The organism is Agromyces allii (assembly GCF_009749385.1).
Lineage (GTDB): Bacteria > Actinomycetota > Actinomycetes > Actinomycetales > Microbacteriaceae > Agromyces > Agromyces allii.
In genome coordinates this window covers 89,543-102,785 of sequence record NZ_WBIN01000010.1, presented here as the reverse complement: position 1 = coordinate 102,785, position 13,243 = coordinate 89,543, and the positions used below count along the sequence as shown (strand labels likewise).

The window sequence follows — 13,243 nt, the reverse complement described above, 5'->3', positions numbered from 1 at the left end:
CCTTTGTGGCAGTGCCATGCCCGCACGGCTATAGTTCCGGATCGTGAGCACTGATCGCATCCTCGACGGACGACTGAAGATCCGGCACCTCGTGCTCGTCACGGCCATCGCCGACGAGGGCACGCTCGTGCGCGCCGCCGAATCGCTGCACATCACGCAGCCCGTCGTGACGCGCGGGTTGCGCGAGGTCGAGGACCTGCTCGGCGTTCCGCTCTTCGAACGGCTGCCGCGCGGCGTCGTGCCGACGCAGTACGGCCGGCCGTTCATCGAGCGCGCCCGGTCGGTGCTCGCCGAGCTCCGCATCGCGGGCGAGGAGGTGCGGCTGCTGCAGTCGGGCCAGCTCGGCACGGTCACCGTCGGCACGCACCTCGCGGGCTCGAACCTGCTGCTGCCCCGGGCCATCGCGGGCCTCAAGGCCGAGCATCCGCGGCTCACCGTGGTCGTGCGCGAGGGCACCCCCGACACGCTCCAGCAACTGCTGCTCGCGGGCGACCTCGACCTCACCGTCGGGCGACTCTCGCCGACCGTGCCGGTGCGCCTCGAGCAGGAGCGCCTGCACCAGGAGCCGATCCGGCTCGTCGCCCGCGCCGGGCACCCCGTGCACACGGGGTCGCGCACGTCGCTCGCCGACCTCATCGCCTACCCGTGGATCTTCCCCGTCGCGCAGACCGCGCTCCGCGCCGAGCTCGAGGCGGTCTTCTTCCACGAGGGCCTTCCGCTGCCGGCCGACCGCGTCGAGTGCACGTCGATGCTGACGCTGCGCAACCTCCTCGTGTCGACCGACGTCATCGCGGCCCTGCCGATGTTCATCGCGGTCGACGACGGCGAGCTCCGCATCCTGCCGACCCCGTTGAGCTCGATCCGCCGGTCGGTCGGGGTCACGATGCCGAAGGACCGGGCGCCCTCGGCGGCCGCCGCGGCCCTGCTCGTGCACCTCCGCGAAGAGGGAGCGCTGCTCGCCGCGCTCGAGCGCGAGTACGCGCAGACGGAGTTCCGCCCGCTGGGCTGATGCCTGCGGGCTGATATGCCCGAACGGTCATAGCTCCGAGCCGGATAGTCATTGGACAGCATCGGTCGCGCTGGCGACGCTGGGATGAACGACGCCCCCTGCGTCGACACATCCGATCACCTGCCCAACCTGGAGGCGACATGGCCGGCTCTCCGTACGTACCCGACGCCAAGAAGTACAACCCCGACGACTTCGTGCGCGTCGAAGGCGAGCCGGTCGACCCCGATCCTGCCAGCTGGGGCATGCAGCCCGACGGCACCTTCCTGCCGCCCGCGCTCACGCCGTCGGTGCCGCGCGACGTGTTCGTCGACTGGCCCGGGCAGCTCGACTACCGCGACCCCCAGACCTACGCGCTGAACGCGAATGCCGAGGCGTTCTACCCGATCGTCGTGAACACGAGCCACTCGTGGCAGTGCATCTACGACTGGGACGGCACCCGGTACATGCTGCACTACGGCGGCGGCAACCACTGGAAGCTCTACGACATCACCGACCCGCGCGACCTGAAGATCGTCGACGAGGAGCAGTGGGGCTGGGGCGACCCCCGCCCCCAGTTCGGTGCCACCACCGTGCAGTGGAACGAGAAGCTCGGCAAGCACTTCGCGATCCAGGCGAGCGAGACGCCCCGCTACTTCCTCAAGGGCCGTGTGGCCAACAAGTGGATCGACGACACCGTCGAGGGCCAGCTCAAGGAATGGGAGGGCCTCCGCGGCTTCCGCACGTTCGAGATGCACGGCCCGAGCCCGCGCGACTGGACCATCGTCAACGAGACCTCGACCGACCCGAACCACGGTCCCGACGAGATCCAGGAGGGCAACGGCGTCCTCGACCTGCCCGTCTACTACGGCGACAAGTACCTGTTCGTCGCGACCGCGCCCGACAACACCTTCACCAACCAGCCCTACAAGACGACGCTCTGGGCCGCCGGTCACGCCGCCTACGACGTCTCCGACCCGTCGAAGCCCGAGCTGCTCTCGACCTGGTGGGTCCCGGGCACCCGCGAGGGCGAGGAGGCCGACTCCGAGTACCTCGCGGGCAACGACCGCTGGAACAACAAGACCTCGTGGTTCGGCTCGCGCATGGGCGTGTTCCTGCCCCGCTCGGTCGAATCCGGTGCGAAGTACGCCTACGCGGCCCAGGGCGGCCAGGGCTTCTTCGTGCTCGACGTCTCCGACCCCTCGAACATCCACCACGTCGGATGGTGCGAGCTGCCGTCGAGCGTCGCCGGGACCGAGGGCGACAACGTCGACACCACCCAGGTCGAGGAGACCGGGTACGTCTACGTCTCGGGCTACCCGATGAACACCGACTGCTACGAGCCGGCCAAGGAGATCTACCAGATCGACGTGAGCGACCCCACGCAGCCGAAGCTCGTGCGCACGCTGCCCCGCCCCCTGCCCCCGGCAGAGGCGAAGTTCACCGACTGGGCGCAGCGCCGCGGGTCGTTCGGGCCGAAGCGCTCGGGCTACTTCACGAACACCGGCACGCCGCACGGCGGCGTCATCCCGTACGCGTTCTACGCGGCCGGCGTGCAGATCTTCGACGTGCGCGACCCCGAGGACCCGAAGGTCGGCGCGTACTTCGTGCCGCCCATGGGGCTGAAGGACGACGACGACCTGGCGGCACCCGTGCACGGCGTCTTCGTCGAGTGGGACCGCAACCTCATCTGGGTGTTCGCGAACCACGGCATCTACGCCGTCTCGACGCCGCTGCTCGGCGAGCCCGTCGTGGGGCTGCCGGCCGCAGTGCCGCCGCCCGCGGCATCCGTCGCCGACTGACCCGGCCGAGACCCCCTGCGAAAGCCGACCATGCATCAGACCGCGAACAACCCCACCGCCAGTCGGGCCACCCGGCCGTGGCCCGCCCTCTGGGCGCTCGTCATCGGGTTCTTCATGATCCTCGTCGACACGACGATCGTGTCGATCGCGAACCCGGCGATCCTCGCCGACCTGAACACCGACCTGACCGCGGTGATCTGGGTGACGAGCGCCTACCTGCTCGCCTACGCGGTGCCGCTGCTCATCACCGGGCGGCTCGGCGACCGGTTCGGCCCGAAGCGGGTCTACCTGGTCGGGCTCGTGGTGTTCACGCTCGCGTCGCTCTGGTGCGGGCTGTCGGGCGACATCGAGACGCTCATCGCCGCGCGGGCGGTGCAGGGCCTCGGCGCCGCGCTCATGACCCCGCAGACGATGGCGGTCATCGCCCGCATCTTCCCGCCGAACCAGCGGGGCGCGGCGATGGGCCTGTGGGGCTCGGTCGCGGGCGTCGCGACGCTCGTCGGCCCGATCCTCGGCGGCGTGCTCGTCGACACGCTGGGCTGGGAGTGGGTCTTCTTCGTCAACGTGCCCGTCGGCATCGTCGCGTTCGTCGCAGCCTGGCGCCTCGTGCCGAACCTCGAGACGCACGCGCACCGGTTCGACTGGCTCGGCGTGCTGCTGAGCGCGGTCGGCATGTTCCTCGTCGTGTTCGGCATCCAGGAGGGGGCGACCTACGACTGGGGCACCATCGTCGGGCCGATCACCGTGTGGGGGCTCATCATCTCGGGCGTCGTCGTGCTCGCGGGCTTCGTCGTGTGGCAGGCGTTCAACCGCGCCGAGCCGCTGCTGCCGCTCGGCCTCTTCCGCGACCGAAACTTCGCCCTGTCGAACGTCGCGATCTCGCTCGTCGGCCTCGCGATGACGGCCATGCCGCTGCCGCTCGCGTACTACTTCCAGGTGGCGCGCGGGCTGACCCCGTCGCAGGCCGCGCTCATGTTCGTGCCCATGGCCGTGGTCTCGGGCGTGCTCTCTCCGCTCGTCGGGCGGTTCAGCGACCGCGTCGACCCGAAGTGGGTCGCGCTCGCGGGACTGTCGCTCTCGGCGCTCGCGCTCGGCTCGTACAGCGCCCTCCTCGGTCCGGATGTCCCGTACTGGGCGCTGCTGCTGCCGTCGGCGCTGCTCGGGCTCGGCATCTCGGGCGTGTTCGCCCCGCTCGCGTCGACCGCGACGCGCAATCTGCCGCCGGCCCGCGCCGGTGCCGGGTCGGGCGTCTACACGATGACCCGTCAGGTCGGGTCGGTGCTCGGCTCTGCGGCCGTCGCGGCACTCATGAGCTACAGCCTCGCCGCGCACCTGCCCGGTGCGTCCGGCGAGCAGGTGCGGCCGGGCGAGGGCGGGGCGCTGCCGCCCGAGCTCGTGCCCGGGTTCTCGGCCGCCATGGCGCAGTCGCTGTGGCTCGCGGTCGCCGGGTTCGCGCTCTGCGCCGTCGTGGTGACGTTCTTCGCGAAGCCGAAGGTCACCGTCGGATGGGGCGAGCCGCGCGCCACCCCCGCCACCGCAGTCCCGTCGACGCCGGGTGCCGAGCGCTGATGGTCGTCGAAGCGCCCGCCCGCGGCATCCGCACCCACCCGCTGGATCCAAAATACAGAAACCGCCACCCGAAAGTTGAGCACCGAATGACGCACGAAAGCGGAGGCGGTCGGCTCGTCGTCGACGGCCTCGAGAAGCACTACGAGCTCGACGGCGCCGAGGTTCCGGTCGTCAAGGGCGTCACGTTCACCATCGAGCCCGGCACGTTCACGTCGCTGCTCGGCCCGTCGGGCTGCGGCAAGACGACGACGCTGCGGTGCGTCGCCGGCCTCGAGAACAGCAACGGCGGCGAGATCTCGCTCGACGGCAACGTGCTCTCGACCGGCACGAGGCATATCTCGCCCGACAAGCGCGACATCGGCATGGTGTTCCAGAACTACGCGATCTGGCCGCACATGACCGTGTTCGCGAACGCGGTGTTCCCGCTCCAGGTCGCCGCGGGCAAGCTGCCCAAGAAGGAGGCCAGGAAGCGGGCCATGGAGGCGCTCGAGCTCGTGCAGCTCGACAGCTACGCCCACCGCCCCGCCACCGCGCTCTCGGGCGGGCAGCAGCAGCGCCTCGCCCTCGCCCGAGCCCTCGCGCACCGCCCGAAGCTGCTGCTGCTCGACGAGCCGCTCTCGAACCTCGATGCGAAGCTCCGCGACACCATGCGCAACGAGCTGCGCTCGCTGCAGCAGCGCCTCGGCATCACCGCGCTCTACGTCACGCACGACCAGTCCGAGGCGCTGTCGATGTCGGACCGGGTCGCCGTGATGAACCAGGGCCGCATCGTGCAGGAGGCCGCACCGCGCGACCTCTACTACCAGCCGGCCGACCGCTTCGTCGCGGACTTCGTCGGCCGCGTGAACATGATCCCCGCGGTCGTGCGCGGTCGCGACGGCGACGGCGACGCGCTCGTCGAGGCCTTCGGCGCCCGACTGGTCACCCCGTGCCCGGACACGTTCGGAACCGGCGCCGACGTGACCGTCACCTTCCGCCCCGAGAGCGTGCGCTGGCACGAGGTCGCTCCCGATCGGCCGAACCTGCTCCCGGCCCGCGTCGTGCGCGTCGAGTTCCTCGGCGAGATCGTCGAGTACGAGGCCGAGATCCTCAGCGGACAGACCGCGGTCGGCACCATCGTCGGCCGCGGAGCCCCGCTGAACTCGCCGTCGCTCGGCGACCCGATCTTCATCGAACTGACCCCGCAGGCGTGCCGCGTGCTCGCGGCCTAGACGCACCACCCGCAACATCACCACCCGCAACATCACCACCCGCAACATCACCACCCGCAACATCACCACCCGCCACACCGGCATCACCGGCAACACCCCCATGGAAGTGCGCCACCGAGAAAGGAAACCCGGATCATGACATCACCCACAGCACGGAACGGAATGGTGGCCCTCGCGGCCGCGGGCATGCTGCTGCTCAGCTCCTGCAGTTCGACGGGATCAGCGGCCTCCGGCGCGATCGAGCCGACCGGCGGCCCGGTCGAGCTCGCCGCCTGCGACGCCGTGGAGGTCGGCGCGGTTACCCGCTGCGAGAACTTCTACGAGGACTACTGGCCCGAGATCTCGAAGCAGATGGACGCCCTCTACGAGACGGCGAAGGCGACCGACGGCGGTCGGCTGGTCATCTGGGACTGGTACGAGCTCTCGCCCGACGTCATCGCCGAGTTCAACACGGTCTACCCCGACCTGAAGATCGAGACGCGCGGCCTGACCTACAACCTGTCGTCGGCGATCATCTCGGCCAAGGCCACCGGGTCGCGCAACACCGACGTCATCTCGGGCTCGCTCGTGTCGGCCGCGACGATGACCGACGAGGGCTACTGGGCGGATGTCGACTGGACCGAGTTCGGCGTGCCGAAGGAGTTCTTCACGATCGGCGCCCCCGAGATGCTGCCCGACAGCGTCAACGGCTCGCTCATGCAGGTCAACACCGACAAGGCGGAGGCGCCCGACACGCTCGACGGACTGCTCGACCCGCAGTACGAGGGCAAGGTCTCGGTCGCGAGCTACAACGCCAACGTGTTCGCCGGCTACGGCATGGACAAGGGCGAGGACGCCATGACCGGGCTGATCGGCGACCTCAAGTCGTCGGGCAACCTCCAGGTGCTCGAGGACCAGGACTCGCCGCTCTCGAGCGGCGACGTGCCGATCGCCCTCGGCCAGACCCTGTTCAACCCGAACCCGAGCCTGTCGGTCTCGCCCTACGAGGACGCCGGCGTCTTCGCCCAGTTCTCGGGCGTCAACGTCGACGCGAAGAACCCGGCCGGCGGCATGCTCTGGTCGCTCTGGAACGCCTACAACCCCGACTGGCTCGAGCTGCGCATGACCGACGAGCGCTTCTCGACGACGCAGGTGCCCTACCCGGGCCTGCCGACCTCGCTGTTCGACTCGGCCACCGGGCTCATGCAGACCAACTCCACCGCGCTGCTCGAAGGCCTCGAGGGCGGCGCCATCACCGAGACGGTCGACACCCGCGATGACTGGATCGCCATGATCAACGCCGCCGACGCGGCACTGAACGGATAACACGTGTCTCAGGCAGGACGGACCACGAAGGTCGAGCGCACTCGGCCGACCTCGATGAAGATCGCGACGATCATCGCCGGAGCGGTGATCTTCCTCCTCCTCGCGATCCCCTTGGCCGTACAGGTGATCACGGCCTTCCGTGGTCCGTTCCTGCCCTTCGGCGTCTCGACCGCGAAGTGGTCGGTCGAGAACTTCGTCACCCTGTGGAGCCTCCGCGACGACTTCTGGGCCGTGCTCGGCTCGACCGCCGCGTTCGTGGGCGGCTCCACGGTGCTCTCGCTGCTCATGGCGTTCGGGCTCGCGTGGGTCACGGTGCGCACCGACGCCCCGCTCCGCCGGGTGATCTCGGTGCTCGTCGTGGTGCCGTTCATCATTCCGCCGATCGTCAAGGCGCAGGCGTACCTGCTCATGCTCTCGCCCGAGTCGGGCGTGCTGAACCAGCTGCTGCGCCTGCTGCCGGGCGACCTCGTGATCGACCCGTACTCGTTCGTCACGATGACGGTGATCCAGGCGCTCACGAACGTGACGTTCCCGTACCTGATGATCGTGCCGATCCTCACGAGCATGGACGGCTCGCTCGAGGAGTCCGCGCGGGTCTCGGGCGCCTCGTGGGCCAAGACGCTCCGCCGCGTCACGCTGCCGATGCTCTGGCCCGGCCTGCTCGGCGTCGCCGTGCTCACGTTCATCCTCGGCCTCGGCAGCCTCGAGGTGCCGCTCCTGTTCGGCCAGGAGTCCGGCAAGTCGATCTTCGCCCTCAAGCTCTGGAACCTCATCAGCGCGGGTGCGGGGGAGCTGCCGCAGTACGGCCTCGCCGCAGCGTGGGGGTGCGTGTTCCTCGTGATCACGACGATCGCGTTCGTGATCTACCTCCGGGCGACGCGCAACGCCGAGCGGCGCGCCTCGATCTCCGGCAAGGGGTTCCGGCCGACGGTCATGAAGCTCGGCGCGTGGAAGATCCCGGTCATGCTCGCGATCCTCGTCTTCGTGATGCTCACCGCGGTCCTTCCGCTCTTCGCCCTGTTCTGGTCGGCGATCACGCCGTACCCGATCGCGTTCTCGTTCGAGGCGCTGGTCACGCAGACGCAGTTCGGCTCGTTCGGCGCCGTGCTCGCCGACCCGGAGTTCTGGGCCTCGCTGGGCCGCACGCTGGTCATCGCGGGCGGCAGCGCGACCATCGCGTGCGTCGCGGCGACGGTGCTCGCCTACGGCATCGCGCGGGCCAGGCGCACCGGGTGGACCAAGGCCGTCGACCTGTTCGCCTCGTCGTCGGTCGCGATCCCGGCGGTCATCGCGGGCTTCGCGATGTTCCTCACCTTCATGGTCATCAACCCGGTGATCCCGCTGGCGGGCACCATCGTGGCGCTGATCATCGCGTACTCGTACCGGGTGTCGATCGCCTACCGCGCAGGATACAGCGCGACGCTGCAGATCCGCATGGAGCTCGAGGAGGCCGCGCTCGTGAGCGGCGCGAGCCCGTTCGAGGGATTCCGCCGCATCGTCGCCCCGCTGCTCATGCCGACCGTCTTCGCCGTGTGGATCCAGATGTTCGTGCTCGGCACGAACGAGTTCACCCTCCCGGCGTTCCTCGCGACGCCCGAGTCCCGTCCGCTCTCGGTCTACATGTACGCGATGATCAGCCCGCGCTCGGCGCAGCTCTACCAGCCCGACCAGGGTGCTGCGATGGCGCTGATCTTCACGCTGCTCGTCTTCGCGATCGGGTACGGCCTGCAGTGGGTCGTCTCGCTCTTCGCGATCGGCCGCGCGAAGCGGCGCAACCCGATCCCCGGCGTCGGAACGGCCGACGTGGTGCCCCCGGCCGACCCGGTCGCCCCCGACACCCGCGCGGTCGCCGCGCAGGACCTCGAGGAGCGCAGGCAGCTGGCCAGGCGCTGACGGAACCGTTGCTCGACGCGGTTGTACGCGGCGTCGAGTGAACGGGCTCCAAGTGTACGACGGGGCGGTGCGACATCCGGATGCCGCGACCTAGCATTGGGCGCACCGCCACCGTCGTCACCTGAAGAGGAGCCCGTCATGACCATCGTCGACACCACGGCCACCGTCACCGGAGGACCGACGCTCCCGCAGGAGCGCCGCCTCGTCACCGCCATCCCGGGCCCGCGCTCGCAGGAGCTCATGGCGCGCAAGGCCGCAGCCGTCGCCTCGGGCGTCGGCACCACCATCCCGATCGCCGTCGTCGCCGGCGGCGGCGGAGTGCTCGTCGACGCCGACGGCAACTCCATCATCGACCTGGGCTCGGGCATCGCCGTCACGGGCGTCGGCAACGCGAACCCGCGGGTCGTCGCGGCCGTCACCGAGCAGCTCAACGCGTTCACGCACACGTGCTTCACGGTCGCCCCGTACGACTCCTACGTCGACGTCGCCGAGAAGCTCAACGAGCTCACCCCCGGCGACCACGCCAAGCGCTCCGCACTGTTCAACTCCGGCGCCGAAGCCGTCGAGAACGCCGTGAAGATCGCCCGCGCGTACACGAAGAAGCAGGCCGTCGTCGCGTTCGACCACGCCTACCACGGCCGTACGAACCTCACCATGGGCCTCACGGCCAAGAACATCCCGTACAAGAACGGCTTCGGCCCGTTCGCGCCCGAGGTGTACCGCGTGCCGCTCAGCTACCCCTTCCGCGACGGCGGCCTCTCGGGCGCGGATGCCGCGGCCAAGGCCATCTCGCAGATCGAGAAGCAGATCGGCGCCGAGAACCTCGCCGCCATGATCATCGAGCCCATCCAGGGCGAGGGCGGCTTCATCGTGCCCGCCGCCGGGTACCTCCCGGCGCTCGTCGAGTGGTGCCGCGCGAACGACGTCGTCTTCATCGCCGACGAGGTGCAGACCGGCTTCGGCCGCACCGGCGCCTGGTTCGCCAGCGACCACGAGGGCATCGTGCCCGACCTGATCACCACGGCCAAGGGCATCGCGGGCGGCCTGCCGCTCTCCGCGGTCACCGGCCGCGCCGAGATCATGGACGCCGCGGGCCCCGGCGGCCTCGGCGGCACCTACACCGGCAACCCGATGGCCTGCGTCGCCGCGCTCGCCTCGATCGAGGCCTACGAAGAGGACGGCCTCATCGAGCGCGCCAAGGAGATCGGCACCGTGCTCATCGGCCGCCTGAACGCCCTGCGCACCACTGACGCGCGCATCGGCGACGTCCGCGGCCGCGGCGCGATGGTCGCGATCGAACTCGTCGACCCCTCGACCGGCGCACCCGACGCCGCGCTCACGAGCAAGGTCGCCGCGTACGCCCACTCGCAGGGCGTGCTCGTGCTCACCTGCGGAACCTACGGCAACGTGATCCGCTTCCTCCCCCCGCTCACCATCTCGGACGACCTCCTCATCGAGGGCCTGCAGGTCGTCGCAGAAGGGCTCAAGAACGCATGACCGACCTGCTCGCGGCGACGACGACGTCGACCGCACGCATTGCGGATGCACCGGCATCCGTCGACCACATCGCCACCCCGCTCACGGATGCCCGTGCGCAGCTCTCGGAGGCCGTCGCCCTGCTCGGCTACCCCGAGGGGCTGCACCGCATGCTCGCGACCCCGCGTCGTGAACTGACGGTCGCCGTGCCGCTGCGCATGGACTCCGGCGAGAGCCGCCTGTACGTGGGCCACCGCGTGCAGCACAACTTCTCGCGCGGCCCCGCGAAGGGCGGCCTGCGCTACGCGCCCAACGTCAACATCGACGAGGTGCGGGCGCTGGCCATGTGGATGACCTGGAAGTGCGCCCTGCTCGACGTGCCGTACGGCGGCGCGAAGGGCGGCATCGCGATCGACCCCCGCGAGCACTCCAAGGCCGAGCTCGAGCGCGTGACCCGCCGCTACACGAGCGAGATCCTGCCGATCATCGGCCCGGAGCGCGACATCCCCGCGCCCGACATCGGCACCGACGAGCAGACGATGGCCTGGATGATGGACACCTACTCCGTCGCCAGCGGCTACACGGTGCCCGGCATCGTGACCGGCAAGCCCATCGCGCTCGGCGGATCGCTGGGTCGCGCCTCGGCGACGAGCCGGGGCGTGACCCACATCGCGCTCGCCGCACTCCGCCACGCCGGCATCGAGCCCTCGCGCTCGACCGCCGCCGTGCAGGGCTTCGGCAAGGTCGGTGCGGATGCCGCGCGGTTCCTGTCCGAAGCGGGCGTGCGCGTCGCGGGCGTCAGCGACCAGTACGGCGCGGTCTACAACGCCGCCGGACTCGACATCGAGGCGCTCTCCGACCACGTGCGCGCCAGCGGCTCGGTCGTCGGCTTCGCGGGCTCCGAGCCCATCGACGGCGCCCAGCTGCTCACGCTCGACGTCGACCTGCTCGTGCCCGCCGCCGTCGAGGGCGTGCTGCACGAGTCCAACGCCGGCGACGTGCGTGCCCGGGTCATCGTCGAGGGCGCGAACGGACCGACGACCCCCGCGGCCGACGCCATCCTGCGCGAGCGCGGCATCCTCGTGGTGCCCGACATCCTCGCGAACGCGGGCGGTGTCATCGTCTCCTACTTCGAATGGGTCCAGGCGAATCAGGCCTATTGGTGGCGCGCCGACGAGGTGGAGTCCAGACTGGAGGAGCGGATGCTCAACGCGTGGCAGCACGTGCTGGGATACGCCGAGACCAGGGGGCTCTCGCTTCGCACCGCCGCGACGGCGCTCGCCGTCGAGCGCGTCGCCGACGCGCACCGCCTCCGCGGCCTGTACCCCTGATCCACCGGACGAACTCCTCGAGCCGCCCGGATGGCACCGCATCCGGGCGGCTCGAGGCCCCCCATCAGCCGAACCAGCACGAACCGCAGCTCCGCCGGCACGAACCGATCACCCCGCACGAGACCTCGAACGGAAGTCACACGCTTATGACGAACGCAACGCTCGAATCGACCGTCCTCGACGCCGTCGAGACCCGCCTCTTCATCGGCGGCGACTGGGTCGACGCCGAGGGCGGCAAGACCCTCGCCGTGCACGACCCCGCGACGGGCGCCGTGATCAAGGAGATCGCCGACGCCTCGCCCGCCGACGGCATCCGTGCGCTCGATGCCGCCGTGGCCGTGCAGGAGTCGTGGGCGAAGACCGCCCCCCGCGTTCGCGGCGAGCTGCTGCGCAAGGCCTTCGACCTGCTCCAGGAGCGCAAGGAGGAGTTCGCGCTCCTCATGACGCTCGAGATGGGCAAGCCGCTCGCCGAAGCGCGCGGCGAGGTCGTGTACGGCGGCGAGTTCCTGCGCTGGTTCAGCGAGGAGGCCGTGCGCATCTCGGGCCGTTACGGCCTGAACCCCGAGGGCACCGGCCGCATGATCGTCTCGCAGCGCCCCGTCGGCCCCTCGTTCTTCATCACCCCGTGGAACTTCCCCCTCGCGATGGCGACGCGCAAGATCGCGCCCGCGCTCGCCGCCGGCTGCACCGTGGTCATCAAGCCGCCGGCACTCACGCCGCTCACGACCATCGCGTTCGTGCAGCTGCTCGAGGAGGCCGGCCTGCCCAAGGGCGTCGTCAATGTCATCCCGACCTCGACCTCGTCGGCGGTCTCGGGCCCGATCATCGAGGACCCGCGCCTGCGCAAGCTGAGCTTCACCGGCTCGACCGGCGTCGGCCGCGCCCTGATGAAGCAGGCCGCGACCGGCATCCTCCGCACGAGCATGGAGCTCGGCGGCAACGCCCCCTTCGTCGTCTTCGGCGACGCCGACCTCGACAAGGCCGTCGAAGGCGCCCTCGTCGCGAAGTTCCGCAACATCGGCCAGGCCTGCACCGCGGCGAACCGCTTCATCGTGCACGAGTCGGTCGCCGACGAGTTCGCGGCCCGCATCGCCGAGCGCGTCAAGGCCATGAAGGTCGGCCGCGGCACCGAGGACGGCGTCAACATCGGCCCCCTCATCGACGACAAGGCCGTCGACTCGACCGACGCGCTCGTGCAGGACGCCGTCTCGCGCGGCGCCAGCGTGCTCACGGGCGGCACCCGCATCATCGACGGCGACGGCACGTTCTACGCGCCGACCGTGCTCGCGGGCGTCGCGGCCGGCAGCCGCCTGCTCGCCGAGGAGATCTTCGGCCCGGTGCTCGGCATCACCACGTTCTCCGACGAGGACGAAGCGGTGCGCCTCGCCAACGACACCGAGTACGGACTCATCTCGTACGTCTTCACGCAGGACCTGGCGCGCGGCCACCGCATGATCGAGCGCCTCGCCACCGGCATGATGGGGCTCAACACGGGCCTCGTCTCGAACGCCGCCGCACCGTTCGGCGGCGTGAAGCAGTCGGGCATCGGCCGTGAGGGCGGGCTCGAGGGCATCCACGAATACCTCGACACGAAGTACACGCTCGTCCCGGTGGACTGAGCGAGTCGAGCGGATGTCCCGGCGTCGCGCCGCGGCATCCGCCCGCCCCCTT

General features: G+C 70.2%; 9 protein-coding genes. All 9 read left to right on the top strand.

The genetic code is table 11. From position 1 onward, the window contains the following. Positions 1-43: 43 nt before the first annotated feature. Entirely contained in the window at positions 44-1,009 is a 966-nt protein-coding gene (locus GQR16_RS13175) for a LysR substrate-binding domain-containing protein (RefSeq protein WP_157415612.1), read from the top strand. Between the two features lie 140 nt (positions 1,010-1,149). Next, positions 1,150-2,787: an LVIVD repeat-containing protein gene (locus GQR16_RS13170; protein WP_157415611.1), complete on the top strand. Its 1,638-nt coding sequence runs from the start codon at positions 1,150-1,152 to the stop codon at positions 2,785-2,787. 30 nt (positions 2,788-2,817) lie between these two features. Further along, on the top strand, positions 2,818-4,356 hold the full coding sequence (locus GQR16_RS13165) for a DHA2 family efflux MFS transporter permease subunit (protein ID WP_157415610.1): 1,539 nt from the start codon (positions 2,818-2,820) through the stop codon (positions 4,354-4,356). Positions 4,357-4,442: 86 nt separating this feature from the next. Continuing rightward, positions 4,443-5,567: an ABC transporter ATP-binding protein gene (locus GQR16_RS13160; RefSeq protein ID WP_157415609.1), complete on the top strand. Its 1,125-nt coding sequence runs from the start codon at positions 4,443-4,445 to the stop codon at positions 5,565-5,567. Between the two features lie 135 nt (positions 5,568-5,702). Continuing rightward, positions 5,703-6,872, top strand: a complete 1,170-nt coding sequence (locus tag GQR16_RS13155) for a type 2 periplasmic-binding domain-containing protein (protein WP_157415608.1) — start codon at positions 5,703-5,705, stop codon at positions 6,870-6,872. 3 nt (positions 6,873-6,875) lie between these two features. Continuing rightward, positions 6,876-8,765 carry an ABC transporter permease gene (locus GQR16_RS13150; protein ID WP_157415607.1) on the top strand — a complete coding sequence of 630 codons (1,890 nt, stop codon included), beginning with the start codon at positions 6,876-6,878 and terminating at the stop codon, positions 8,763-8,765. Between the two features lie 138 nt (positions 8,766-8,903). Then, positions 8,904-10,262 carry a 4-aminobutyrate--2-oxoglutarate transaminase gene (gene gabT, locus GQR16_RS13145; RefSeq protein WP_157415606.1) on the top strand — a complete coding sequence of 453 codons (1,359 nt, stop codon included), beginning with the start codon at positions 8,904-8,906 and terminating at the stop codon, positions 10,260-10,262. After that, complete coding sequence (locus GQR16_RS13140; protein ID WP_157415605.1) at positions 10,259-11,572, top strand: Glu/Leu/Phe/Val family dehydrogenase; 1,314 nt, start codon at positions 10,259-10,261, stop codon at positions 11,570-11,572. Before gabT ends, GQR16_RS13140 begins: the two co-directional genes overlap by 4 nt. Positions 11,573-11,718: 146 nt before the next feature. Next, a complete protein-coding gene (locus tag GQR16_RS13135; RefSeq protein WP_157415604.1) occupies positions 11,719-13,191 on the top strand; it encodes an NAD-dependent succinate-semialdehyde dehydrogenase in 1,473 nt (490 codons plus the stop codon). The last annotated feature ends 52 nt before the right edge of the window (positions 13,192-13,243 follow it).